This window comes from Seonamhaeicola marinus (assembly GCF_008085455.1).
In genome coordinates, this window is the sequence record NZ_VSDQ01000718.1 from 145,397 (window position 1) to 169,884 (window position 24,488).

General features: G+C 31.8%; 27 protein-coding genes. 20 read left to right on the forward strand and 7 right to left on the reverse strand.

Translation table 11 applies throughout. The features are described 5' to 3' along the window. Window positions 1-26 precede the first annotated feature (26 nt). The 4 genes from FUA24_RS18065 to FUA24_RS18080 all read left to right on the forward strand — a co-directional run bounded on the left by FUA24_RS18065 (window position 27) and on the right by FUA24_RS18080 (window position 4,179). Complete coding sequence (locus FUA24_RS18065; protein WP_148544470.1) at window positions 27-518, forward strand: GNAT family N-acetyltransferase; 492 nt, start codon at window positions 27-29, stop codon at window positions 516-518. Next, a complete protein-coding gene (gene prmC / locus FUA24_RS18070; RefSeq protein ID WP_148544471.1) occupies window positions 515-1,378 on the forward strand; it encodes a peptide chain release factor N(5)-glutamine methyltransferase in 864 nt (287 codons plus the stop codon). The genes FUA24_RS18065 and prmC overlap by 4 nt, the downstream gene beginning before the upstream one ends. After that, the gene (gene ligA / locus FUA24_RS18075; protein WP_148544472.1) at window positions 1,378-3,372 is read left to right on the forward strand and encodes an NAD-dependent DNA ligase LigA; all 1,995 of its coding nucleotides are present in this window, start codon (window positions 1,378-1,380) and stop codon (window positions 3,370-3,372) included. Before prmC ends, ligA begins: the two co-directional genes overlap by 1 nt. An 81-nt stretch (window positions 3,373-3,453) precedes the next feature. Further along, window positions 3,454-4,179 (forward strand): hypothetical protein, encoded by a 726-nt coding sequence (locus FUA24_RS18080; protein WP_148544473.1) that lies wholly within the window; start codon window positions 3,454-3,456, stop codon window positions 4,177-4,179. Here FUA24_RS18080 and FUA24_RS18085 read toward each other — a convergent pair. After that, on the reverse strand, window positions 4,172-4,561 hold the full coding sequence (locus tag FUA24_RS18085; protein ID WP_148544474.1) for a DoxX family membrane protein: 390 nt from the start codon (window positions 4,559-4,561) through the stop codon (window positions 4,172-4,174). The two genes, FUA24_RS18080 and FUA24_RS18085, sit on opposite strands and share 8 nt — an antisense overlap. A 180-nt stretch (window positions 4,562-4,741) precedes the next feature. Here FUA24_RS18085 and FUA24_RS18090 point away from each other — a divergent pair, with 180 nt between their 5' ends. Then, window positions 4,742-5,500 (forward strand): hypothetical protein, encoded by a 759-nt coding sequence (locus FUA24_RS18090; RefSeq protein WP_148544475.1) that lies wholly within the window; start codon window positions 4,742-4,744, stop codon window positions 5,498-5,500. Here FUA24_RS18090 and FUA24_RS18095 read toward each other — a convergent pair. Next, window positions 5,497-6,408 carry a bifunctional metallophosphatase/5'-nucleotidase gene (locus FUA24_RS18095; protein ID WP_148544476.1) on the reverse strand — a complete coding sequence of 304 codons (912 nt, stop codon included), beginning with the start codon at window positions 6,406-6,408 and terminating at the stop codon, window positions 5,497-5,499. The two genes, FUA24_RS18090 and FUA24_RS18095, sit on opposite strands and share 4 nt — an antisense overlap. Window positions 6,409-6,410: 2 nt before the next feature. Beyond that, window positions 6,411-7,172 (reverse strand): 5'-nucleotidase C-terminal domain-containing protein, encoded by a 762-nt coding sequence (locus FUA24_RS18100; protein WP_148544477.1) that lies wholly within the window; start codon window positions 7,170-7,172, stop codon window positions 6,411-6,413. 58 nt (window positions 7,173-7,230) lie between these two features. Here FUA24_RS18100 and FUA24_RS18105 point away from each other — a divergent pair, with 58 nt between their 5' ends. From FUA24_RS18105 to FUA24_RS18170, 14 genes are all read left to right on the forward strand, one after another. Beyond that, on the forward strand, window positions 7,231-7,749 hold the full coding sequence (locus FUA24_RS18105; protein WP_148544478.1) for a DUF6913 domain-containing protein: 519 nt from the start codon (window positions 7,231-7,233) through the stop codon (window positions 7,747-7,749). A 1-nt stretch (window position 7,750) separates the two neighbouring features. Continuing rightward, on the forward strand, window positions 7,751-8,623 hold the full coding sequence (gene dapA / locus FUA24_RS18110; protein WP_148544479.1) for a 4-hydroxy-tetrahydrodipicolinate synthase: 873 nt from the start codon (window positions 7,751-7,753) through the stop codon (window positions 8,621-8,623). Window positions 8,624-8,626: 3 nt separating this feature from the next. Next, window positions 8,627-9,550 carry an ion channel gene (locus tag FUA24_RS18115; RefSeq protein WP_148544480.1) on the forward strand — a complete coding sequence of 308 codons (924 nt, stop codon included), beginning with the start codon at window positions 8,627-8,629 and terminating at the stop codon, window positions 9,548-9,550. A gap of 108 nt (window positions 9,551-9,658) precedes the next feature. Next, on the forward strand, window positions 9,659-10,513 hold the full coding sequence (locus FUA24_RS18120; RefSeq protein WP_148544481.1) for an outer membrane protein assembly factor BamD: 855 nt from the start codon (window positions 9,659-9,661) through the stop codon (window positions 10,511-10,513). Window positions 10,514-10,523: 10 nt separating this feature from the next. Then, complete coding sequence (locus FUA24_RS18125) at window positions 10,524-10,850, forward strand: DNA-directed RNA polymerase subunit omega (protein ID WP_148544482.1); 327 nt, start codon at window positions 10,524-10,526, stop codon at window positions 10,848-10,850. A gap of 8 nt (window positions 10,851-10,858) precedes the next feature. Next, on the forward strand, window positions 10,859-12,073 hold the full coding sequence (coaBC, locus tag FUA24_RS18130; RefSeq protein ID WP_148544483.1) for a bifunctional phosphopantothenoylcysteine decarboxylase/phosphopantothenate--cysteine ligase CoaBC: 1,215 nt from the start codon (window positions 10,859-10,861) through the stop codon (window positions 12,071-12,073). Then, entirely contained in the window at window positions 12,066-12,956 is an 891-nt protein-coding gene (porD, locus tag FUA24_RS18135) for a type IX secretion system protein PorD (protein ID WP_148544484.1), read from the forward strand. The genes coaBC and porD overlap by 8 nt, the downstream gene beginning before the upstream one ends. A gap of 36 nt (window positions 12,957-12,992) precedes the next feature. After that, a complete protein-coding gene (gene recN / locus FUA24_RS18140; protein ID WP_148544485.1) occupies window positions 12,993-14,645 on the forward strand; it encodes a DNA repair protein RecN in 1,653 nt (550 codons plus the stop codon). A gap of 64 nt (window positions 14,646-14,709) precedes the next feature. Continuing rightward, the gene (locus FUA24_RS18145; RefSeq protein ID WP_148544486.1) at window positions 14,710-15,528 is read left to right on the forward strand and encodes an enoyl-ACP reductase FabI; all 819 of its coding nucleotides are present in this window, start codon (window positions 14,710-14,712) and stop codon (window positions 15,526-15,528) included. 99 nt (window positions 15,529-15,627) lie between these two features. Continuing rightward, window positions 15,628-16,629: a glycosyltransferase gene (locus FUA24_RS18150; protein WP_148544487.1), complete on the forward strand. Its 1,002-nt coding sequence runs from the start codon at window positions 15,628-15,630 to the stop codon at window positions 16,627-16,629. A 2-nt stretch (window positions 16,630-16,631) separates the two neighbouring features. Then, window positions 16,632-17,591 carry a CdaR family protein gene (locus FUA24_RS18155; protein ID WP_246147089.1) on the forward strand — a complete coding sequence of 320 codons (960 nt, stop codon included), beginning with the start codon at window positions 16,632-16,634 and terminating at the stop codon, window positions 17,589-17,591. Continuing rightward, window positions 17,592-18,176: a dephospho-CoA kinase gene (gene coaE / locus FUA24_RS18160; RefSeq protein WP_148544488.1), complete on the forward strand. Its 585-nt coding sequence runs from the start codon at window positions 17,592-17,594 to the stop codon at window positions 18,174-18,176. A gap of 76 nt (window positions 18,177-18,252) precedes the next feature. Further along, window positions 18,253-19,824, forward strand: coding sequence for a sensor histidine kinase (locus FUA24_RS18165; protein WP_187388323.1), 1,572 nt, complete (start codon window positions 18,253-18,255; stop codon window positions 19,822-19,824). Window positions 19,825-19,827: 3 nt separating this feature from the next. Further along, window positions 19,828-20,532, forward strand: a complete 705-nt coding sequence (locus FUA24_RS18170; RefSeq protein ID WP_148544490.1) for a response regulator transcription factor — start codon at window positions 19,828-19,830, stop codon at window positions 20,530-20,532. Window positions 20,533-20,619: 87 nt separating this feature from the next. Here the strand turns inward: FUA24_RS18170 and FUA24_RS18175 are convergent, their stop codons facing one another. From FUA24_RS18175 to FUA24_RS18185, 3 genes are all read right to left on the reverse strand, one after another. Continuing rightward, complete coding sequence (locus tag FUA24_RS18175) at window positions 20,620-21,318, reverse strand: fatty acid desaturase (RefSeq protein ID WP_148544491.1); 699 nt, start codon at window positions 21,316-21,318, stop codon at window positions 20,620-20,622. 149 nt (window positions 21,319-21,467) lie between these two features. Then, window positions 21,468-22,193: a hypothetical protein gene (locus FUA24_RS18180; RefSeq protein ID WP_148544492.1), complete on the reverse strand. Its 726-nt coding sequence runs from the start codon at window positions 22,191-22,193 to the stop codon at window positions 21,468-21,470. A 149-nt stretch (window positions 22,194-22,342) separates the two neighbouring features. Then, complete coding sequence (locus tag FUA24_RS18185; RefSeq protein ID WP_148544493.1) at window positions 22,343-22,843, reverse strand: nuclear transport factor 2 family protein; 501 nt, start codon at window positions 22,841-22,843, stop codon at window positions 22,343-22,345. A gap of 145 nt (window positions 22,844-22,988) precedes the next feature. Between FUA24_RS18185 and FUA24_RS18190 the strand changes: the two genes are divergently transcribed. Beyond that, window positions 22,989-23,450, forward strand: coding sequence for a hypothetical protein (locus tag FUA24_RS18190; RefSeq protein ID WP_148544494.1), 462 nt, complete (start codon window positions 22,989-22,991; stop codon window positions 23,448-23,450). Between the two features lie 77 nt (window positions 23,451-23,527). On the opposite strand, the gene FUA24_RS18195 is transcribed toward FUA24_RS18190, so the two are convergent. Next, window positions 23,528-24,488 (reverse strand): LamG domain-containing protein (locus FUA24_RS18195; protein WP_246147090.1); only part of this gene is annotated, 961 nt, incomplete at its 5' end.

Below are 24,488 nucleotides of genomic sequence, written 5' to 3' on the forward strand. Positions count from 1 at the left end.
TCACTAGGTAAAAGTACTATTTTAAAGTGAGTAAAAATACTATTGTTATTCGAGAAATTAAGCCTGAGGATAATGCACAAATAGAGGCGGTTATTAGAGCTTGTTTTCATGAGTTTAAGATTCCTTTAGAAGGGACTGCATATACAGATCCATCAACGTCTAGTATGTATGAAGCTTATCAGAATGAAAATGAAGTTTATTATGTTGTAGTGCATAAAAATGAAGTTTTAGGAGGAGCAGGAATACAGCCTTTAAAAGGTTTTGAGGATGAAATTTGCGAGCTGAATAAGATGTATTTTTCCCCTAAAGTTAGAGGTAAAGGTGTTGGTAAGTTGCTGTTTGAAAAGTGTCTTATCGCTGCCAAGAAATTAGGATATAAAAAATGTTATCTTGAGTCGGCTTCTCAATTAAAAGCAGCCATTCACATTTATGAATCTTTTGGATTTGAACACCTATCGGGTGAATTAGGAGGAACAGGACATTATAGTTGTGGCGTTTGGATGATTAAGGATTTATGAAGTTAAAAGCCATTCAAAAGAGATTTCAAGCAGAGTTATGCACGCTTTATTCGGAGGAAGAAATTAATAACTTCTTTTTTACACTAACAGAGGCGTATTATAACGTTACGAGGTTGAAGCTTGCTCTTGATACAACAATTATAGTTGAACAAGAGCCGATTTTAGAAAGTTTAGAATTACTGAAACAAGAAAAGCCTATTCAGTATATAATGGGTGAAACTGAATTTTTTGGACTTATATTTAAGGTTAATGAAGATGTTTTAATACCAAGACCAGAAACCGAAGAATTAGTAGATTGGATTTTAAAGTGTCATTCAGAGCAAAGCGAAGAATCTCAACAACTAAAAATTTTAGATATAGGTACTGGTAGCGGTTGTATAGCAATTTCACTGGCTAAAAATTTGCATAATGCCAAAGTTTATGCATTAGATATAAGTGAAGACGCTTTAAAAGTAGCCAAACACAATGCTAAGTTAAATGATGTTGAAGTTGAATTTATTGCGGATGATATTCTAAGCCCTTACAATGCTGAATTTGTTTCAGCGTCTCAAAAGTTTGATGTTATTGTCTCCAATCCACCGTATGTAAGAGTACAAGAAAAAGAATTAATGAAACCAAATGTTTTGGAAAATGAACCACATTTGGCCTTATTTGTAAAGGATGAAAACCCTTTACAATTTTATAAAGCTATTTGTGACTTTTCTAAAGAAAACCTGAAAGAAACAGGAGCGTTGTTTTTCGAAATAAATGAATATTTAGGTGATGACATGGTTCAACTTCTAAAAGTAAATGGTTTTAAGAATATAGAATTAAGACAAGATATCTTTAGAAAAGATAGAATGCTAAAAGGTATATTTTAATGAGTGTAGAACAAGAAATAAACGAATTAAGAAACGAGTTAAGAGCGCATAATTATAATTATTATGTGTTAGATAATCCAACGATATCAGATTACGATTTTGATATAAAGTTGAAAGCGTTACAAGCTCTTGAGGATAAACACCCCGAGTTTTATGATGAAAACTCACCAACACAACGTGTAGGAGGAGAGGTAACCAAAAACTTTGAAACTATTGTTCATGAACATAGAATGTACTCTTTAGATAACTCTTATTCTAAAGAAGATTTACAAGATTGGGAAACACGTATTAAAAAGCTGGTTGATGGAGATATTCAATATACCTGCGAATTAAAATACGATGGTGCCTCCATGAGTTTAACGTATGAAAATGGTAGGTTACTTAGGGCAGTTACAAGAGGAGATGGATTTCAAGGTGATAATGTAACGGCAAATGTAAAAACCATTAAGTCAGTACCATTACAATTAAAAGGAGACTACCCGCCTAAATTTGAAATTAGAGGAGAGATAGTTTTGCCCTTTGATGGTTTTAATAAAATGAATGAAGAACGCATAGCCAATGGAGAAGAGCCTTATAGAAATCCGAGAAATACGGCTTCTGGGAGTTTAAAATTGCAAGACAGCGCAGAAGTAGCAAAAAGACCTTTGGAATGTTTGTTATACAATATAAAAGGACAAAACATAGGAATTAATACCCAATTTGAAAGCTTGGAGAAGGCAAGAGCGTGGGGATTTAAAGTTCCCGATGCTTCTAAACTGGTAAATTCTATTGAAGAAGTTTTGGATTTTGTGACCTATTGGGATGTTGAGAGGCATAATTTACCGTATGAAACAGATGGTGTTGTAATTAAAGTTAATAACCTGCAACAGCAAGAAGAATTAGGCTTTACTTCTAAGGCACCACGTTGGGCAATGGCTTATAAGTTTAAAGCTGAACAGGTTTCAACGAGGCTCAATAGTATTACTTATCAAGTTGGGCGAACTGGAGCCATAACACCAGTTGCTAATTTAGAACCTGTGGAGTTAGCTGGAACTACTGTAAAAAGGGCATCATTGCATAATGCAGATCAAATTGAAAAGTTAGATGTTAGGGTAGAAGACGAGGTTTATGTGGAAAAGGGAGGAGAAATAATTCCTAAGATTTTGGGTGTAGATTTAAGTAAACGTCCTAAGAATTCACAAAAAACAATATATATAACACACTGCCCTGAGTGCGGAACTGAGCTAATAAGAAAAGAAGGCGAAGCACAACATTATTGTCCTAATTACAATGGTTGTAACCCACAGATTATTGGAAGAATTCAGCATTATATTTCCAGAAAAGCAATGGATATTGAGGGCTTAGGAGGAGAAACTGTGGCCTTATTAGTAAATGAGGGCTTAATAAGCAACTATTCAGATTTATATGAGTTAACGAAAGAGCAGGTTATACCGTTAGAGCGTATGGCAGAAAAAAGCGCGGAAAACCTAGTTGATGGTATAGCAAAATCTGTTAGTATTCCTTTTGAACGTGTATTATACGCTTTAGGTATTAGGTATGTTGGGGAAACGGTGGCTAAAAAACTAGCAAAACATTATAAAAGTATTGCTGCTATTATAGATGCTTCTGAAGAGGAATTGGTTGCCGTAGATGAGATTGGAATAAAAATAGCAGAAAGTGTAGTGGACTTTTTTAATTCCGAAGAGAATAAGTTAATAGTTGATAGGTTAAAACAGTTTGGTGTTCAATTAGAAATGTCGGAAGAGCAGCTTGAAGGACAAACCACAATTCTTGAGGGGCAATCAATTGTAGTAACAGGTGTGTTTGAATCTATTTCAAGAAATGACTTAAAAAAATTAATAGAAGACAATGGGGGTAAAGTAAGTAGTTCTATTTCGTCTAAAACCAGTTTTATAGTCGCAGGAGAAAATATGGGGCCTAGTAAGAAAGTTAAGGCAGATAAATTAGGGGTTGTAATATTAAATGAGTATGAATTCTTACAAAAAATAAAATAAATTCGATAAAATGCATTTTTTTATCGATTAATTGTAAAATTAATTTATATATTTGTGCAGAACTAAAAAATAGAAATGCACATGCCAAAATTGTTAGTTGGTATAATATTAATTGTTTACAGTTTATTTGTAATTTTAGGATTTACTGGATATGGGGATCTTGCATTTACATTTGATTCTTTAATTATTCCTTTGGTTGCAATTAGTTATTTTGCATTTGTAAAAAAAAGAACGTTTTTCTTTTCTCTTTTTGTTATTTGTTATGCGGTTTCTGAGTTAATGGGATTAACTGTGAGTTATCTTTTGGCTAGTGGAGCTAATGATTTTATTCAAAGTGTCGATTTTTATACAGGAAACTCCCTATATATTTTAGCCTATTTCTTTCTTTTTATAGAAGTTATAAGGAATATAGATTTTAATGAGATTTTTAAAAGTTTCAAAATTCATTTAATCGTTCTTATAGCGTTAAATATTTGGCTTGTTTATGTTCTACAGTTAATAGTGGTAACTAAAGTGTTTACCACTAGTGATTATGTTTTTGAACTTGTTTATAATATAGTAATGCTCGTATTGTTAGCAGCTTCCTTACTTAATTATTTCTGTAGAGATAATCAGAAATCATTGTATCTATTTTTAGGAGCCTTATGTATTGTGTTTTCAGAGGTAATCGATGTGGCTTACATTTATATTACTCAAAGGAGTCTTCTTAACTTTTTATCTACAACCTTGTCTTTAGGAGCTTTTTATTTCTTTTATATTCAAACAGAAATGGCGGATATAAAAGAAGACGAAATTCGAATTATTTAGTTTTAGTAAAATTAATAAAAGGAATATCCGATCTATATAAATATAGAATTATACCTGATAATATAAATGTAAAAAGTGCTGTATAGAATAGTATGCCGCCGTCATTATTAACTGCAATTCCTAATGTGGTTAAATGCATAAAAATTGCACCTCCAATTATACCTAAAGTTAGACAAGCTCCGGCCCAAACAGTTTTAGGGACTAAGAGTAAAATTCCGGCAATTAGTTCCAAAATACCTATTCCTATTCTGCCATATGGTTCTAGTCCAACTTTCGAAAAAATATAGATACTGTCTTCATGTCCAGTAAATTTGAAACGTAATGTTTGAATAAGAATTATTGCAACAACCAGTCTTAATAGAAAAGGAATATATTTTGACATACTAAAGATTTTTTATAACACAAGTTTTTAGACGATGAAAACATAGAAACATATCAACGAATAACTTTTTGTTGTCGACGAACTGTATTTGTAACTACGAATTATCGATTAAACGCTTTTTTTTTCGATGAAATTTAAAAAACTTTAATATATTTAATCGCCTACTTAAAAAAACATGTAATGAAATCATTAAAACCAACCTTTGATAAGGTACTTTTTACTGCATTTTTAGTGCTTGTAATTTGGGTAATTTATGGCAGTGTGGCCGATAATGATTTAATTTCTAAATCTGTTTACCCTCTATTTATTCCAGTATTTCTAATTTTCTTTTTTCTAAATAATAAAAACCTAAATATAGGGTTTGTGATATTCTTAATATTTTGCTTTTTATCAGACATATCATCAATTTTTTTTCAGGATGACTGGTATGTAAAGATTTCTAGTAGCTTAACCGTTCTTGGTTTTACATGTCTTTTCTTAATGATGTTACCTAAACTTCAGTTTGGTAAATTGGGTAGACTAATTAGAGGTTATTTAGTAATGGTTTTTTGTATTAGTCTTTACTTTTTATACACTGTGGGTTACGAGTTAAATCTCATAATATCAGACACCAATGAAATGGTGTTATTTTCTCTAAAGAATCTTACATTAATAGTCTTTGCTTTTGTAGCCTTCGCAAATTATTTAAGCAAAGAAAATACCATATCAGTGTTAGTACTTATTGGGGCAATACTTATTAATCTATCTTCAATACTAGGTTACGTTAATCTTTATTATGTCTACCACTGGAGTTTTGAAATGATAGATAAGTTGTTATACGTAACCTGCTTATATTTTCTATTTAGAAGTTTTGCCTTTGAAAAGAGGTACCAAAACCTTGAAAAGGATTCGTTTTCAGTAGACAAGAGATTTACTTCTAAAGAAAAAATGCTAGCTTAAACTATAATGGAAGTTCCATTTGCTGATTTATTATTACCATTATCAAAATAGAAATCTATTTTACCTAGGTAAATACCATAGCAACCTACTTGATTTACTAGAACGTTTTTATTTTCAATATTTTTTACAATAGTTGGTTTAGGTAAAAAAGTATGAGTATGACCTCCAATAATCAAATCTATATCTTTTGTTGCTTTTGCAAGACTTAGGTCACTTACCTTAGGCTCATTTCTATAATTGTAACCAAGATGCGATAAACAAATAACTAAATCGCACTTTTCTTCGTCTTTTAAAATACGAGTCATGTCTTGAGAAATCTCAATAGGATCTAAATACTTAGTTTCCTTAAACATTGCAGGATCAACGAGGCCTTTAAGTTCAATTCCAAGACCAAACACGCCAATCTTTATTCCGTCTTTAACAAATGTTTTATAAGGTTTAACATGTGTATCCATAACCGTATTAGAAAAGTCATAGTTAGCCGAAATGAATTCAAATTTTGCATGTGGTATTTGAGCATACAATCCATCAATACCATTATCAAAATCATGGTTCCCAATAGTCGCGGCATCATATTTAAGCATACTCATTAACTTAAACTCAAGTTCTCCTCCATAGTAGTTAAAGTATGGGGTACCCTGAAAAATATCTCCGGCATCTAGAAGTAAGGTGTGCGGGTTTTCTTTCCTAATGTTTTCAACTAAAGTAGCTCTTCTAGCTACGCCACCTTTATTGGCATTTCTACCATCATTTGGTCCAAAGGCGTCAATGTGACTATGCACATCATTTGTATGTAAAATGGTAATTTTTCTTGTTGATGGACTAGAAAAGGATTGTAATCCCACACCTCCTAAAGTAACTAGGGCCGTTCCTGCTGTTGCTTGTTGTATAAAATCTCTACGTTTCATGGCTACTCTTTAATTTGTATGAATCTATCATCAATCACAGGATTAATGGTGTCAAGTTTGTTAAATTTATCAATTATGGTGTTTCTGATTTTATAATTTAGAGTGTATAAAGAATCATTTGGTCTAAAAAAAGTCATGCCATCATTTCCTTTGTATAAGTAATCATTGGTTGCTACGTAATAAGTTTTATCTCTATTTATTGGTTGGTCTTTAACGGTAGCCGTAACAAGGTTATCTTTAGCGTCAAGAACTATTTTTAGTTTAGAAATAGGGTGGGCTCTTTTTCGTTTGACTAAATATGAAACTAAACTATCAACTTGATGCCCTTTAAGTGCAACCACTACAATACTGTTTTCAAAAGGCATAATTTCAAAAGCAGTTCTTTTAGTAATATCTCCCTTTGGTAGCACAGACCTAATACCGCCATGATTTAACAAAACTAAATCAATATCTTTTCCTGTTCTACTTTTAAAAATTGGGTTAGATTCACTAAAAACGGCATCGGCCATAAAATTTCCAATAGCTGTATTCAGTGTGCCATCTTTTTTAGAAAACACATTAGTGGAAAAAGCTATAACACTATCTAAATCCGAATTAATTCGTTCTCTATATGGTTTAATGAAATTTTCAATATCCTCATTATTTGAAATTGAATCTGAAATTGAGATTCTTTTACCTTCAATTTTGGATAGGTGCGAACCTTGTTCTTTACAGCCAATGAGTGTAAAAAATATTAACAAAAAAAATAAATGTGTTAACCTCATATGTTTAATCTAAATTTTGAATGTAGATTTGCTACATTTGTGCAAAGGTTAAAGATAAATGATTTTACAGGGTTTTAAAGAGAATTCTAATAAAAAGTACTTAAACAAATTGTTATCTAAAAGGCAGGTAAATGTTACTAGTTCTAAGGTAGAGAGTTTGGGGGTAATTTTAAATGTAGATGAGTTTGAAAACCTTGATGTTTTTAGAGACTTAGCAGATTTAATACATGTGCACCATAACAAACTTAAGGTTGTAGTGTTTTCTGAAAGTAAAAAAGAAGCACTTTTATCTTGGGTTGAATGTTTTAATCCAAAAGATTTTGGTTGGAATGGAACAGTGACAAATGTTGAATTGCAATCTTTTTTAAACGAAGATTTTGATATGCTTCTAAGTTATTACCAAGAGGATATTTTGGAGTTAAAACTAATAACAGCCGCTTCTAAATCTAAGTTTAAGGTTGGTGTTCTACAAGCAGATGAACGTTTAAATGACCTCATTATAAAAACTGATAGTAAAGAATTTGATGTATTTAGTAAAGAGCTAACTAAATACTTAACTATATTAAATAAAATTTAGAATGAACAACAAGTTTTTAGGAACTGGAGTTGCTTTGGTTACACCTTTTAATGAAGATTTAAGTGTAGACCATAATGCGTTGACAAATATTGTTAATTTCAATATTGATAATGGTGTAGAGTATCTTGTGATATGTGGAACAACTGGTGAAAGTGTTACCCTTACTAAACAAGAAAAACAAGACGTAATAGCAACTATTTCTAAAGCTAATAACGGACGTTTACCTTTAGTTTTAGGTATTGGAGGTAATAATACAGCATTGGTGGTCGATGAAATTAAAAGTACCGATTTTAGTGGAATAGATGCTATTTTATCGGTGTCGCCTTATTACAATAAGCCCACTCAAGAAGGATTATATCAACATTTTAAGGCTATTGCAGAAGCATGCCCTGTAGATGTGATTTTATACAATGTACCGGGCAGAACAGCAAAAAACATGGAGGTTGAGACTACGCTAAGACTAGCTAGTGATTTTGATAATGTTGTTGCTGTAAAAGAAGCCGGAAATAACATGGCCCAGTATTTAGAACTTATAAAAAGCAAACCTGAAGGTTTTCATGTAATTTCTGGAGATGATGACTTAGCTTTAGGTGTTACTTTAGCAGGTGGTTCGGGAGTAATTTCGGTTATTGGACAAGCTTTACCTAAGGATTTTTCGGAAATGATTAGATTAGGATTAAAAGGTAATGCAAAAGAAGCCTATAAATTACATTTTAAATTAATGGATGTAATTGGGTATATTTTTGAAGAAAATAATCCAGCAGGTATAAAAGCTGTTTTTGAGGCATTAGGATTATGTGCAGATTCAGTAAGATTACCTGTAGTACCAGCATCTACTCAACTAAAAGAAAAAATAAAAGCATATTTGGCGTAGTACATGGGTGAAAAAATAAAAGATCCAGGGTTGGGTAATGCTTCTGCTCCTTTTGCAGAACGTATGATGAATCCTAATGGTTCTTTTAATATTATTCATTTAAACAAAACCAGAAGATTTTCTGAAGCCTATAATTTTTTGGTTAGTATTTCTTGGGGATACTTTTTCTTTTTAACCTTTTTAATGGGGCTCTTAATTAATGCTTTCTTTGCATTAGTTTATCTTGTTATTGGTATTGAGGAAATTACGGCATCAACAGGAAACCTGCTGAATGACTTTTTAAATGCTTTTTTCTTTTCTGCGCAAACCTTCACAACCTTAGGTTATGGAGCAATGGCACCTAATGGTGTCTTAAGCGGTATAATATCTTCTTTTGAGGCCTTTTTAGGTTTGGTAATTTTTGCTTTTGTTACGGGGTTACTTTATGGTAGATTTTCAAAACCAAAAGCAGCTATTAGATTTAGTGAGCACATAGTCTTACGAGATTTTAAACATACTAAAGCAATTATGTTTAGAATTGTAAATAATAGAAAAAGTGTTATGATCTATCCAAAAGTAGCAGTAACACTTTCTTTGACAAAGCAAAATAATTTGGGGCATTTTGTAAATGAATTTTATAACCTACCACTTGAACGAAAGTCAATTAATTATTTACCAACAACATGGACTATAGTCCATGAAATAGACAAGGATAGCCCGTTATTTGAGTTTTCAAAAGAGGAGTTAAAGGAGCAAACAGGAGAACTTTTAATAATGATAAGTTACTATGACGAATCTTTTAATCAAGAAATTCATCAGATGCATTCCTATACATTAAACGAATTACATTTAGATTATAAATTCACTAGAGCTTATTATTATAATGAAAAGGGAAAAATGGTTCTAGATCATAGACTTTTTGATTGTGTTGAAAAATTAAAAAGTTAAATATTACTTAATCCTTGCCATTACTAACTTTAAGCAATTACTTTAGCTTTAAAATATATTTTTAAAATCCATATTATTAACTTAATTTTGCATTCTGTTAAAAAATCAATGAAGAAGTTTTTTTACTTAGTAATATCATTAATAGTACTTAGTTCTTGTAGTGAGTATCAAAAGGTGCTAAAGGCTTCGGGAGAAGGAGCAACCAAAGAAAAATTTACTTTGGGAGAATCGCTTTATAATGAAGGTAAATATGCTAAAGCTAATAGGCTTTTTGGTCAAATAGTACCAGAATATAGAGGTAAACCGCAGGCTCAAAAATTAATGTATTTGTATGCTATGACTTTCTATAAAATGAAAGACTACTACATTTCTGCATACAGATTTGAGCAGTTCACAAAAAGCTATCCGAAAAGTGAAAAGTTAGAAGAGACAGCTTTTTTGAGCGCAAGAAGTTATTACATGTTATCTCCTGTTTACACCAAAGATCAAACAGAAACTAAAGATGCTGTAGAGAAAATTCAAGGCTTTATTAATATGTTTCCTGATTCTGAGTATTTGGAAGAAGCAAACAAGCTAGTAAAAGAACTAGAATATAAATTGGAACAGAAGGCATTTCATATAGCTAAACAGTATTTTGAAATTGCTCCTGGATTCACAAGAGATTATACGTCTGCAATAAAGTCTTTTGATAATTTCTTATTTGATTTCCCTGGTTCAAAATTAAGGGAAGAAGCGTTGTTTTATAGATTAGATGCTTCTTATAAACAAGCTGTAAATAGTTATGAACGTATTACTTCAAGAGAAGAGGGAATTGTTCAACTAAGAAAACAAAGATTAGAAACCACTAAAGAGTATAGTGACTCATTTTTACAATCTTATAAAGAATCTAAGTATTTAGAAGACGTTAATGAAATAGCTAAAGTGGTAGACGAAGAATTAAAAAAGTATAGCGAAAAAAGTTAAATATATAAAGATGGATTTAAAGAAAATCAACGCTCCTGTTAACACAGTAACTTATGACAGAAATCAAGTAGATGAGCCAACAGAAAACATCTATGAGTCTATTTCTATTATTGCTAGAAGAGCAGAACAGATTAATACTGAGATTAAAAAAGAGCTAATTGATAAGTTAGAAGAATTTGCTACTTATAATGATAGCCTTGAAGAAATCTTTGAAAACAAAGAACAAATTGAGGTTTCTAAGTTTTATGAAAAACTACCTAAACCTCATGCCTTAGCTGTTCAAGAATGGCTAACTGATAAAATTTATTTTAGAAATACTGAGGAAGACGCTCAGTAAATTTTCTTATGAGTATTTTAAGCGGCAAAAACGTACTATTAGGAATTAGTGGCGGAATTGCCGCTTATAAAACTGCTTCACTTGTAAGGCTGTTTATAAAATCTGGTGCCAATGTTCAAGTGGTAATGACGCCAGCTTCTAAAGAGTTTATAACACCTTTAACGCTTTCAACATTATCTAAAAACCCTGTATATGCTTCTTTTGTAAATGAGGAGGAAGCAGATAGTGGTGTGTGGAATAATCATGTGGATCTCGGACTTTGGGCGGATTTGGTTGTTGTTGCTCCAGCAACTGCAAATACAATGTCTAAAATGGCAAATGGTGTATGCGATAATTTATTATTAGCTACCTATTTATCTGCAAAATGTCCCGTGTATTTTGCACCCGCTATGGACTTAGATATGTACAAACATCCAACTACCTTAGCGTCTTTTGAAAAGTTGAAATCCTTTGGGAATACTATGATTCCAGCCACAAGCGGTGAATTGGCTAGTGGATTGGTTGGAGAAGGAAGGATGGCAGAACCAGAAGATATAGTTGCTTTTATTGAAAATGATATCCTGGATAAGTTACCTCTAAAAGATAAGAAAGTTATAATTACCGCTGGACCTACATATGAAGCCATAGATCCGGTTCGTTTTATTGGGAATCATTCAAGTGGCAAAATGGGATTCGAAATAGCTAAAGCGGCGGCTAATCTTGGAGCAGAAGTTATTTTAATTACAGGACCTACACACCAAAAAGTAACGCATAGTTTAATAGCTATTAAGCCTGTTACGAGTGCTGAAGAAATGTATAATGAAGTTCATAAACATTTTGAAACTTCTAATGTGGCAATCCTTTCTGCTGCTGTGGCGGATTATAGACCAAAAGAAGTAGCTTCTCAGAAAATAAAAAAGAAAGATTCGGCGTTAACTATAGAATTAGAGAAAACGAAAGATATTTTGGCATCTTTAGGAGCCATTAAGACCACTCAATATCTAGTTGGATTTGCATTAGAAACTAATAATGAATTAGAAAATGCAAAAGACAAACTAAAAAGAAAGAATTTAAATTTAATTGTTTTAAATTCGTTACAAGATAAAGGAGCTGGTTTTAAAGGTGATACCAATAAAGTTACTTTTATTGATAAAGAGGAGAATATCACTTCGTTTCAATTAAAGTCTAAGGCCGATGTTGCCAAGGATTTACTTAATAAAATAACTGAGGAAATTAATGCGTAAAATTCTTTTTGTTTTAACTTTTTTCATGTCAACTTTTGGGTTTTCACAAGAGTTAAACTGTGATGTTGTTGTTAATGCCCAATTCACAGGAAATGAAAATTTCCCAATTTTTAAAACCTTAGAAAAACAACTAAAAGAGTTTGTAAACAATACTAAATGGACCAATAAAACATTTTTAGCACAAGAAAAAATAGATTGTAGCATGGTTATTAATGTTTCTAATTATTCTGGAGGAGAAACATTTCAAGCAACATTACAGGTACAATCTTCACGTCCTGTTTATGGTTCATCATATAGTACACCAGTTTATAACTTTAACGATAAAGATTTTACTTTTAAGTATTTAGAGTATCAGAATTTAATATTCAACCCAACTCAGTATCAATCTAATTTAGTGTCTGTCTTAGCATTTCATGTATATATGATTTTAGCTTTAGATGCGGAGTCTTTTGCTGTTAATGGTAGTGAGAACTATTTAAAGCAAGCTATGACTATTACAAATTACTCGCAACAGGGTAATTTTAAAGGTTGGAAACTAGAGGATGGTTTGCAAAGTAGATTCATGCTTATTGACAATTTATTATCCCCTACATTTAAGGAGTACAAGAATGTTGTGAATAGTTATCATAGAGAGGGGTTGGATGAAATGAGTCAGAATCCAAAAAAAGCAAAAGAAAAAATTGCAACTGCCCTAAAGCAGTTTCAGATAATGAATAGAAGGAGGCCTAATTCTTTTTTACAAAGAACATTTTTTGATGCCAAAGCAGATGAGATTTCTCAAATATTTAGTGGGGGACCAAATGTAAACATAGCTAGTTTAAAGGAAGTGCTTCAAAGAGTTGCGCCTATGCATAGTGCAAAGTGGAATTCTATGAAATTTTAGTCGTTTATTCACTGTTCCAAATAGCAATAGATACTTATGTTAACATCCCTTTCCATAAAAAACTACGCTCTAATTGATAAGTTACAAGTAGAGTTTAATAATGGATTTTCAATTATAACAGGAGAGACTGGAGCTGGTAAATCCATTTTACTAGGAGGATTGTCGTTAATTCTGGGAAAACGAGCAGATTTAAGTAGTCTCAAAGATGAAACGCAAAAGTGTATTATCGAAGCCACATTTAATGTGTCTGATTATAAATTAAAGGCACTTTTTGAAGAAGAAGATTTTGATTATGAAGATCAAACTATTATTAGAAGAGAGATACTACCTTCGGGTAAATCTAGAGCTTTTGTAAACGATTCTCCTGTAAATTTAAGTGGATTACAAAGGCTTGGAGCGTCTTTGATAGATATTCATTCGCAGCATCAGACGTTACAACTTACAGACGATACTTTTCAGTTTCAAATTATTGACGCTTTAGCTAAAAATGATTCGGTTTTAGTTACATATCAACAAGAGTTAAAAGTTTATAAAAAACTTCAAAAGGAATTAAAAGAGTTACTCAACTTTCAAGCTGAGGCCATAAAAGAACATGATTACAATTCTTTTTTATTAAATGAATTGGTGGAAGCCAATTTGGTTGATGGCGAATTGGAAACTTTAGAATCGGAATACGAAACCTTAAATAATATTGAAGGCATAAAGGAGAATCTATCCGAGGCGTATCATTTGTTAAGCGATGAACAGATAGGCGCAATTTCAACATTAACTTCATTAAAAAATACGTTTCAAAAGTTATCTGGACTGTCTTCAAAATATGAAGATTTATTCAATAGAGTAAATAGTAGTTTAATTGAAATGGATGATGTATACTCCGAAGTTAATGCTTTACAGGAAGGACTAGATGCAGACCCTAAAAGGTTGGAAGAGGTTGACTCTAAGTTGAAAACCTTGCATGATTTAATGCAAAAACATGTTGCTGAGGATGTTTCGGAATTAATAAAAATAAAAGAAGCCTTAGAAGAAAAAGTATCAGTAACTGAGAATTTAGAAGATTCAATTTCTAAAAAAGAAAATGAAATTGCCAGTCAAGAAGTTAAGTTAAATGGTCTGGCAAAGACTATTCATGAAAATAGAGAAGCGGCAATTCCTGATTTAAAACAGCAATTAGAGGCAATTTTATCGGAATTGGGGATGGCTAATGCACAATTTAGTATCTCAGTTTCGTTACAAGATAGTTTTTTCTCAAACGGCAAGGATGAATTGTCATTTTTGTTTTCGGCGAATAAAGGCGGTAATTTTAATGAATTAAAAAAAGCTGCTTCGGGAGGTGAGTTGTCTCGAATTATGTTAGCTATAAAATCTATATTGGCAAAGTATATTCAGCTTCCTACTATAATGTTTGATGAAATTGACACTGGAGTTTCTGGTGAGATTTCCAATAAAATGGGAGATATTATGTTGCAAATGAGTAAGACCATGCAGGTATTTACTATAACACACTTACCACAAGTTGCGGCCAAAGGACATTCTCACTTTAAAGTATACAAAGAAGACGTTAATAATGTAACAAGAACTGATTTGGTTCAATTAAATCACGATGAGCGTGTGGTGGAAATTGCTCAAATGCTGGGTGGTATAGAAATGTCATCTTCTGCAATAGCACACGCTAAAGAATTACTTAATTAATAGTATATTTGACCCCTAATAAAAGTAAACAAGAAATTTAAATAGATAAACTAACCAAAAGATTATGTCACATAATTTATTAAAAGGAAAAAAGGGAATTATTTTCGGAGCTTTAGATTCTAATTCAATAGCTTGGAAAACAGCAGAACGTGTTCATGAAGAAGGAGGAGAGTTTGTTTTAACAAACGCACCAGTTGCAATGAGAATGGGACAGATTAATGAGTTAGCTGAAAAGACTGGTTCTCAAATTATTCCTGCAGACGCTACCTCTGAGGACGATTTAAAGAACTTGGTAGAGCAATCAATGGAAATCTTAGGCGGAAAGATTGATTTTGTTTTACATTCCATAGGTATGTCTATAAACGTACGTAAAGGAAAACACTATACAGATCAAAATTATGCCTGGACTCAAAAAGGAACAGATGTATCTGCAATGTCTTTTCATAAGGTAATGCAAACGCTTTATAAAGCAGACGCCATGAATGAGTGGGGAAGTATAGTTGCTTTAACTTATATGGCGGCGCAACGTGTTTTTCCAGATTATAATGATATGGCAGATAATAAAGCATATTTAGAAAGTATAGCTCGTAGTTTTGGTTATTTCTTTGGTAGAGATAAAAAAGTACGTGTAAACACTATTTCTCAATCGCCAACACCAACTACTGCTGGTAGTGGAGTTAAAGGATTTGATGGATTCATTTCTTATGCAGAAAAAATGTCGCCGTTAGGTAATGCAACAGCAATGGATTGTGCAAATTATACGGTAACCTTGTTTAGTGACTTAACAAAACGTGTTACTTTACAAAACCTTTATAATGATGGTGGTTTTAGTAATATGGGAGTTAGTGATGCTGTAATGAGCACCTTTATGGGAGAAGAATAAGACCAATAAATAAATATAATTTGGACCAATATAATTTGGACCTGCCAGGTTTTTAAAACCTAGCAGGTCTTTTTTGTTGGGAATAGTTACATTTGTTTTATGCAATTACAATACTCCTTTATAATTCCTGTTTATAATAGACCAGATGAAACTTTAGAGTTATTACAAAGTTTTGAAGGTATGAAAACAAATACACCTTTTGAAATTGTAATTGTAGAAGATGGGTCTGCTATATCTTCACAGGACATTGTAGAACAGTTTAAAAACAAGTTGAATATTTCATATTTTTTTAAACCAAATACAGGTCCTGGAGACTCCAGGAATTATGGTATGCGCAAAGCAAAAGGTAACTATTTTATTATACTAGATTCCGATTGTATTTTACCTAATAACTATTTAAAAGAAGTTGAGGAAAGTTTATCAAGAGATTATGTAGATTGTTTTGGTGGACCTGATGCAGCTCACGATTCTTTTTCAAATTTACAGAAGGCAATTAATTTTTCAATGACTTCTTTCATCACTACTGGTGGCATAAGAGGCAATAAAAATAACGTAGGCAAATTCCAGCCGAGAAGTTTTAATATGGGGATTTCTAAGAAAGCTTTTGAAGCGTCTGGTGGTTTCGGGAAAATTCACCCTGGAGAAGACCCAGACTTATCCATAAGACTATGGGCTTTAGGGTTTCAAACCAAATTAATTCCAGAGGCCAAGGTTTTTCATAAACGCAGAATATCATGGTCTAAGTTTTACATTCAAGTGAATAAATTTGGATTGGTAAGGCCAATTTTGAATAAATGGCACCCTTCAACTAAAAAAATAACCTATTGGTTTCCCACAGTGTTTTGTTTTGGGTTTTTATTGGCTTTAGCTCTACTTTTAGTTAAATTTAATTGGTTATTGTATGGCTATTTATTGTACTTTGTATTGGCATTTGTATTGGCTATAGCCTCTACCAAGAGTTTAGTGGTTGCTTTATTAGCCGTTCCTGCAATCTGTATTCAATTTTTTGGATATGGTTACGGGTTTTTTAAATCCACTCTTTTTGTGGGGGTTTTTAATAAAAACCCAGAGGAGCATTTCCCGAAGTTGTTTTTTAAATAAATATGATAGGTAAAATTACATCTAAAATAGGGGCGTCTTTAAAAAATAAAAGGGTGAATGTTTTCTTTTTGTTTTTACTGTTTTCATTTGTAATCTTAATTTTTTCCAAGCTTTCAAAAGATTATACAAATACACTAGCTTTTCAAATAGAAAAACTAAATGTACCAGAAGAACAGGTTATTTTAAATGATTCTACTACAATAGATATAACTCTGAAAACTCATGGGTTTAGATGGTTTAACTATTATTTTAACACCCCTAAGATTAGTGTAGATTTCACCAAGGATGTTTCAAAGAAGGACAAGATGTATATTTGGAGCCAGTCTAAAGATTATCTCAAGAATACACAATTTGATAAGGAGGTACAGATTTTAAATGTATCTCCAGATACATTACTGTTTAGATATGATAGTAATATGGTAAAAAAAGTTCCTGTGACATTAGATGCAGATATAAAGTTTAGTGCAGGTTATAATGTGTTTGGAGCTATGAAATTAGAACCAGATTCTGTAACAGTGATTGGGCCACATGTGTTGGTTAAGGAAATAAAAGAGATAGAAACAGAAAAACTTAGTCTAGAAGAGATAAGAACTGATATAGAGGAACCAATCTCAATAATTTTACCTGAAAATAGTATAGACCTAAAGTTTTCTGCTAAAACGATAATGGTAAAGGCGGAAGTAAAAAAATTTACTGAGGGTACTTTAAAAGTTCCTGTAGAAGTTATCAATATTCCAAAAAATATTAATTTAAAGTATTTTCCAAAAGAGGTTAACGTAGCTTATTTTGTGAGTTTAGATAATTTTAATACCGTTAACGCAGAAGATTTTAAAGTAATTTGTAACTATAAAAACGTTACAGGAAATCAGACTTTTTTGGTACCAGAATTAGTTAAGTATCCAGATAAGGTGAAAAGTGCTAAAATAAATCATCAACAAATAGAGTTTATTATTATTAAGTAAATGATTGTAGGATTAACAGGTGGGATTGGTAGTGGAAAAACAACAGTAGCTAATGAGTTTAAAGCCTTAGGTATTCCTGTTTATATAGCCGATGATGAAGCTAAGAAGCTTATGAATAGGTCTAAAATAATAAGACGTAAACTCGTTAAACTATTTGGAGAAGACGCTTATATAAATGATACTTTAAATAGGCCTTTTTTGGCAAATATTATCTTTAATGATACATCATATTTAGAACAAATGAATGCTATTGTTCATCCTAAAGTGGCAAGACATTTTGAAAAATGGGTCAATAAACAAAATGCGCCATATGTTATTAAAGAAGTAGCCATTTTATTTGAAAATGGAGGACACAAATACTGTGATTATGTAATAACTGTTGTTGCTCCCGAAACTATTAGGCTAGACCGGTTATTGAAAAGAGATGATACTACTTTAGAAAAGATTAAAGCTATTATGAATAACCAATGGACCGATGAAGAAAAGGTGAAATTATCGGACTTTGTTATAGAAAATATAGAGCTAAAAGACACTAAAGACCAAGTGCGTAAAATTCACAATACACTTCTAAAAAAAGGCAAGTAACTTCAAATTTTAACATTTTTGTTAATGTAAGGTTAAAACCTAATATAGCTAAATGTTAAAATGTTAATTTTGGGTAATGAGCAAAAGAATATTCACCCTACTGGTAATTTTAATGAGTTTATCTTTAATAGGGATAATATTTGTACAAGCTTATTTTATTAATGATTCTGTTGAAAACGAAAAGGAACGTTTTAAGTTTAAGGTTAAACGAGCGTTAAGCTATGTTTCTAATACGATTGAGGAAAACGAAATAGCTGATTATTACGATAGATTTCAAAGTTTACCTAAAGAGGATAAGGCAGATTCATCAAAGGTTTCACAGCTTTTAATTTACCAACAAAATAATAGCACAAAAGAAACCGTAATATTTAGAAGTAATGTTCTTGAAGAGAACTATAAATTATCTTCATCGCTCTTTGACATTGGTTTAGATAGTCTTACTATTCAAAATATAATTGGAAGCTCAACAGCAGAAGTTTATAGTAATTTTGAATTGTCTGATAAGGATATTAATCAAAGCCCAATAACTAAAATTATAACCGAAGGGGTAGTAGATGATGCGCAGCGTATAAGCTTTGAAAAAAGTTTTAAAGCACTTCAAAAAAATACACCAATTCATAAAAGAATATCAAAAGAGGCTGTAAAGGAGTTATTGTCTGAAGCTTTTAATAAAAACGATATTGATATTGGTTTTGAGTATGCCATTTATAGTAATGATTTGGCAACTAAGGTGCAGAGTTCAAACTTTGAAAATGATTTAAAGTCTACTTTCAAAGTACCTGTTTTTTATGATGAAAATAGACAAAGCTCTTATAAATTATTGGTTAATTTTCCAGATGATAAGAGTTTTATTTTATCATCTATAATTGGAATGATATTGATGGCAATAGTATTTACTTTGGTAATTATAATTGCGTATTGGAGTGCTTTGTATCAGTTAATAAAACAACGAAAAATATCTGAAATAAAGACCGATTTTATCAATAATATGACGCATGAGTTTAAAACACCTATTGCAACGATTAACTTGGCTCTAGATGCTATTAGGAATCCGGCTATTATTGATGATAAAGATAAAGTTAAGAGATACCTTTCAATGATAAAGGAAGAGAACAAGCGTATGCATGCTCAGGTAGAAAATGTTTTAAGGATATCTAAACTAGAAAAAAATGAACTTAACATTAGTAAGGACAGAGTTAAATTGCACGACTTAATTGAGGATGCTATTACGCATGTTGAGTTAATCGTAGAAGATAGAAAAGGGTATATAAAAACCTTTTTAGATGCAAGTAAGTCTTCTGTTTTGGCTAATGAAACGCACTTTACTAATGTTGTTGTAAATATCTTAGATAACGCCATTAAGTATTCACCAAATGCCCCAGAGATTGAGGTATATACCGAAAATATTGGTAACAACATTATTTTAAAAGTGAAAGATCATGGCAGTGGTATGAGTAAAGCTGCAGCCAAAAGAGTGTTTGAAAAATTTTATAGAGAACATACTGGTAATATACATAATGTAAAAGGTCACGGACTTGGTTTAGCTTATGTTAAACGAATTATAGATGATCATCAGGGTTATGTTTACGTAGAAAGCGAAAAAGGAAAAGGAAGTACCTTTAGTATAAAGCTTCCGCTAATATCATAAACTATGGAAGAACAAAAAAAGAGAATTTTATTAGTTGAAGACGATCCTAACTTTGGAACCGTTCTTAAGGACTATTTAATGATGAATGATTATGAAGTTACCCATGCTAAAAACGGTATGGAAGGATTTGAAAAGTTTAAAAAGGACGATTTCGATTTATGTATTCTTGATGTCATGATGCCTTATAAAGATGGTTTCACTTTGGCTAAAGAAATAAGAGAGAAAAATACAGATGTGCCAATTATATTTTTAACCGCTAAAACAATGAAAGAAGATGTTTTAAAAGGTTATAAAGTTGGCGCTGATGATTATTTAAATAAACCTTTTGATAGCGAAGTGCTTTTAATGAAGATTAAGGCTATTATTCAACGTAAGGCAACTGAGACGATATCAGATAGCAAACAATTTAAATTTACGATTGGTAAGTTTAATTTAAACTCAAAACTACGTTTCTTAAGTTTTAATGGAGGAGAACCTGTTAAGTTATCTCCAAAAGAAAATGAGCTATTACGTTTATTAGCTTTACACGAGAATGATTTAATGCCAAGAGAATTAGCCCTTACAAAGATTTGGAGAGACGACAATTACTTTACTTCCAGAAGTATGGATGTTTACATTGCCAAATTACGCAAGTATCTTAAATTAGATGAAAAAGTTGAGATACTAAATATCCATGGAGAAGGTTTTAGACTTGTAATAAACGAATAGATAAATTATTCAATTATATTTAGAATCCAGTTACTATTGTTATAAAGGTAGCTGGATTTTTTTTGCTATATCTCCAGAAATTAAGCCTTATTTAGTTCTCCATAAGCGCCACCAGGGCACATGAGGCGCATCATGATGTTCGTAATGGTATCCAAAGAAATAGCACGTAAAAAATGCCAATACATGGTTTTTTTTTAAAGAACCAGAATTATGTTTGTTGTTATGGCTATGACCATCTTTGTGAGGAATATAAGTCCCAAAATAAAAAAGTTGAAAGGTTGATAAAATACTAGGAAGTATCCAAAACAATAATAGGTTTTCCAATGGGAAAATTAACCTTAAAAGCTGTAGGCTAATGGTCATTAAAACCAGTTGTTTTATTGTAGTGTACTTTTTAATGAAATTATAGTACCATATTAACAACTTCCCAGATTCATGATAATCCGGGTCTTTATCACTAGCTACATGTCTATGGTGTTCATGATGTTTAACTAACAAACGGTCATAAAAATTAAAAGCAAATAATAAAGAGGTTATCCAGCCAATAGTGTCATTTAGAATTTTGTTACTCGATACAGTGCCGTGCATGGCGTCATGAGCTGTAATAAATAAACCAGTGAATAAGTGTGTCTGAAGTAAAATACCAAGATAAAGCACTAAAGCGGTATAATTTAGGTGCCATTGCAACAGGAATAATAGGCTTGTTAGCCATGATAAAATCATAACTATTGCTATAAATATCCCATAAGGATCTATGGCGGTGTAAACTAATTTTCTGGTTGCCATTAGTGTTTTTTTTGTTTAACAATTTAAACAAAAAATTAAACAAAATAACAAAAATAATCTACGAATTTCACTTTTTTTGTGTTGAAAACTAAAAGTCGTTCTTAGGTGGTAGGAAAAGGTATAGCGTAATTTATTAGCTTTTTTTGGTATTAATACGTTTTTATAAATTTAGCGCTTCCGTTTGAAACTTCGAATTCCCAATGTTTTCGATAAATGCACCCTGCAGGACAATCTCCTTTACCAATACTAAAGGTAATAGTTGCTGAATTATCATTTCTTGTTAGTTCTATAGTGTTTCCATCACCAATACACCCTTTGTTAAATTCTGCGTATTCTATAGAAGTTACTTTCTTAAACTCCTCCTCTAAAGGAATCATGTTAAACTCTTTATCAGTATAAATAGTCAACCATGGAAATTTAGGATAACTGTACGATGTTCTTATTGAATCAAAATCATATAAATTTAACAAGTCATCAAGCTTGGTTTCTCCAGTTGGAATTACCTTATTGACAAGGTTTTTAATCTCTGGTGCTTCTGTATCAACTTTCAAACTTATAGAACTAAAACTATAACAATAGTAGCCATGAATTTTATGGATATCGAATACAGTATCTCTTTCTGGTGAATCTGAATAGTAAACAGCTTGAATAATTTTTAAAATTTTATCAATCTCATTTTGATCAAGTATTTCATTTTGATAATTGGGATGATTACTATCTTGAAATATTTCGTGAAAATACAACTGTTTGGCATCAAAGAAATAGTTTTCAATAATGAAGGAATCTAATTTTTGATTGTCATTTTCATTCATTTTGTCTTCTTCGCAATTAAGAAAAAGCACGGAGAGTGCTGTAATAAGAAGTATCTTTTTCATATTTAAGTACATAAAGATTAGCAATAATAAGATGAGCTAATTTTAATTAGGTTGCGTGAGATTATTCGCAAATTTAAATGTTGAACTTAAATGAAAGCGCCGTAACACGCAAAGAGCTTGTTAAATGGATGACTCTTTAATGTAGCGTACTAGAATTTTTCAAAATCGTCTATGGCAAACGCATTTAGATAGGATGTTTCATCTATAGTATCGTTCTCAGAAGAATCGTAGTCTACCAATATTTTCCAAATTGAGTTTTCTTTAGTTAATATTACATGGAACTTACCATAGTAACTTTTTTCGTTTTGGGTATTTGGTCCTATGGTTAGTTTGTAAATACCACGTTCTGAAGCTTTATTGTTACTAACAATGCGTTCTAAAAATCTAAAGGAGATGGTTTGTTTTCTGTCATTATCTGTCCACCACTTAATGTACTTGTCTATATAGGTGGTTTTGTTGCTTATAGTTTTGCTATTACCGCTAACGCGAACCAAATCGTTGGCATGTATACTGGCAAATAGGTTATAATCTAGAAGCTCATAAGCCTTAGTGAAATTAGTCCATAATTGGGAATTGATTGCTTTTAACTCTGTGTTTTGTGAAAACAGGGATATACTAAACAATAGGAAGGATAATCGTAATAGCTTCATTTTTAGATAGTTTTTAAAAAGATATAAAATATTTCTGAAAACTATAACGTCGAATGTATTGTACCTGATAAAAGTCATAAGTTATGATCTTGTGACCAGATATTTTTATTGGGTTAATTCTCTTATAAAAATAACTCATTTATAAATGAAACATATACTTGTTTTATTGATGTTCACATTGATATTCTCCTGTAAAAAAGAAATGTCTAAAACTTACGAATCAAATAGAATTGTTGAAGGCAAGAAAGCAACGGAACACCCGGGGAAGAAATTAATGGAAGGGTATTGCTATGCCTGTCATGATGCATCAACTTCACATGAGAAACGCATAGCACCTCCTATGATAGCCATTAAGAAACATTATATTTTAGATGGAACCAGTAAAGAAATGTTTATTTCCGCTATACAGGAATGGATTAAAAACCCAACTGAAGATAAAGCAAAAATGTATGGAGCTGTAAGGCGCTTTGGAGTAATGCAAAAATTAAGTTATCCGGATACTGTAATTACTCAAATAGCCGAATACATATATGATTATGATATAGAAGAACCAGATTGGTTTCAGGATCATTTTAAGGAACGCCAAGGAAATATGCCTAAGCACTAACCCACGTGTAAATATTCTAAGTTTATGCGAAAAAAAAGCTATCATTTATTGATAGCTTTTTTATTCTTATAAGGTTTTTATTGAGAAACGGGTTTAAATACACGTATCCAATCTACTTTAAGAGTGTGATCCTCCTGATTATTTGCAATTTCTTCATCAGTAGGCATTCTACCTTGTTCAGCATTCCAATTTTGAACCTCAGCATTAATGATAATGTCCATTTCTTTGCTTAATCCGGTTCGATCAGCTGCGTTTCCTGTTGGTGAGGTATAATTTAGCGGGTCTATACCATGTTTATCGCCAACAGTATCTAGATTGTCCATAACTTTTATGAGGTTACCATTAATATAGTACTCAAGATGTGTTGGTGATTTCCAATACACTCCAATTCTTACCCAATCACTAGAAGTATAGGGGTAGCCATCTACCTTTTGCCAAGTGCTTGCGTCTTTGGGCTGATAATCTTGAAATGGGTTTCTAATAAATACATGATGACTTATGTGAAAACGTTCGGAAAACCAAGATTGCTCATTTCTTGGGTTTTGAGCGCCATAGGCTTCTAAAATATCAATTTCTTGCGTGTCATCTGGGCTTAACATCCAAATATCGGAGGCAAAAAAAGCATTAGCTACCAATACTCTTGCCTCTACAAAAACAGGGTATTTAACACGTTTAGTTGATGTAATACAGCCTAAACGCGTGGCTTTATCTGTTCTGTTACCATTTGAAGCGCCATAAGTTTTTGTTTCTCCATCTACTCTTGTGGTTAGTAGTCTAAGATTTCCACCAGATGCTGTAACGTTTTCATGTCGCCAAATTGTTGGACCAGGACCATTCCATGTATTATGGTAAAAGTTAGTCCATTTACCATTACCAAAAGTTGCTAAGTTGGGTTCACCAGCATATTCGTATTCAAAATCATCAGATAAGTCTTCTTGGAATTCCCATATCAAACCATCTCCAGCATTAGCCGGAACTTCTATATCGGTAAATGACTGATTAGTCTCTTCTTCTTCTTCTTCTTCTTCTTCTTCTTCT

Bases quoted from the DNA above. Each gene is read 5' to 3' on its own strand.
- prmC (WP_148544471.1), top strand. From the start codon at position 515: ATGAAGTTAAAAGCCATTCAAAAGAGATTTCAAGCAGAGTTATGCACG.
- ligA (WP_148544472.1), top strand. From the start codon at position 1,378: ATGAGTGTAGAACAAGAAATAAACGAATTAAGAAACGAGTTAAGAGCG.
- FUA24_RS18080 (WP_148544473.1), top strand. From the start codon at position 3,454: ATGCCAAAATTGTTAGTTGGTATAATATTAATTGTTTACAGTTTATTT.
- FUA24_RS18085 (WP_148544474.1), bottom strand. From the start codon at position 4,561: ATGTCAAAATATATTCCTTTTCTATTAAGACTGGTTGTTGCAATAATT.
- FUA24_RS18090 (WP_148544475.1), top strand. From the start codon at position 4,742: ATGAAATCATTAAAACCAACCTTTGATAAGGTACTTTTTACTGCATTT.
- FUA24_RS18095 (WP_148544476.1), bottom strand. From the start codon at position 6,408: ATGAAACGTAGAGATTTTATACAACAAGCAACAGCAGGAACGGCCCTA.
- FUA24_RS18100 (WP_148544477.1), bottom strand. From the start codon at position 7,172: ATGAGGTTAACACATTTATTTTTTTTGTTAATATTTTTTACACTCATT.
- FUA24_RS18105 (WP_148544478.1), top strand. From the start codon at position 7,231: ATGATTTTACAGGGTTTTAAAGAGAATTCTAATAAAAAGTACTTAAAC.
- dapA (WP_148544479.1), top strand. From the start codon at position 7,751: ATGAACAACAAGTTTTTAGGAACTGGAGTTGCTTTGGTTACACCTTTT.
- FUA24_RS18115 (WP_148544480.1), top strand. From the start codon at position 8,627: ATGGGTGAAAAAATAAAAGATCCAGGGTTGGGTAATGCTTCTGCTCCT.
- FUA24_RS18120 (WP_148544481.1), top strand. From the start codon at position 9,659: ATGAAGAAGTTTTTTTACTTAGTAATATCATTAATAGTACTTAGTTCT.
- FUA24_RS18125 (WP_148544482.1), top strand. From the start codon at position 10,524: ATGGATTTAAAGAAAATCAACGCTCCTGTTAACACAGTAACTTATGAC.
- coaBC (WP_148544483.1), top strand. From the start codon at position 10,859: ATGAGTATTTTAAGCGGCAAAAACGTACTATTAGGAATTAGTGGCGGA.
- porD (WP_148544484.1), top strand. From the start codon at position 12,066: ATGCGTAAAATTCTTTTTGTTTTAACTTTTTTCATGTCAACTTTTGGG.
- recN (WP_148544485.1), top strand. From the start codon at position 12,993: ATGTTAACATCCCTTTCCATAAAAAACTACGCTCTAATTGATAAGTTA.
- FUA24_RS18145 (WP_148544486.1), top strand. From the start codon at position 14,710: ATGTCACATAATTTATTAAAAGGAAAAAAGGGAATTATTTTCGGAGCT.
- FUA24_RS18150 (WP_148544487.1), top strand. From the start codon at position 15,628: ATGCAATTACAATACTCCTTTATAATTCCTGTTTATAATAGACCAGAT.
- FUA24_RS18155 (WP_246147089.1), top strand. From the start codon at position 16,632: ATGATAGGTAAAATTACATCTAAAATAGGGGCGTCTTTAAAAAATAAA.
- coaE (WP_148544488.1), top strand. From the start codon at position 17,592: ATGATTGTAGGATTAACAGGTGGGATTGGTAGTGGAAAAACAACAGTA.
- FUA24_RS18165 (WP_187388323.1), top strand. From the start codon at position 18,253: ATGAGCAAAAGAATATTCACCCTACTGGTAATTTTAATGAGTTTATCT.
- FUA24_RS18170 (WP_148544490.1), top strand. From the start codon at position 19,828: ATGGAAGAACAAAAAAAGAGAATTTTATTAGTTGAAGACGATCCTAAC.
- FUA24_RS18175 (WP_148544491.1), bottom strand. From the start codon at position 21,318: ATGGCAACCAGAAAATTAGTTTACACCGCCATAGATCCTTATGGGATA.
- FUA24_RS18180 (WP_148544492.1), bottom strand. From the start codon at position 22,193: ATGAAAAAGATACTTCTTATTACAGCACTCTCCGTGCTTTTTCTTAAT.
- FUA24_RS18185 (WP_148544493.1), bottom strand. From the start codon at position 22,843: ATGAAGCTATTACGATTATCCTTCCTATTGTTTAGTATATCCCTGTTT.
- FUA24_RS18190 (WP_148544494.1), top strand. From the start codon at position 22,989: ATGAAACATATACTTGTTTTATTGATGTTCACATTGATATTCTCCTGT.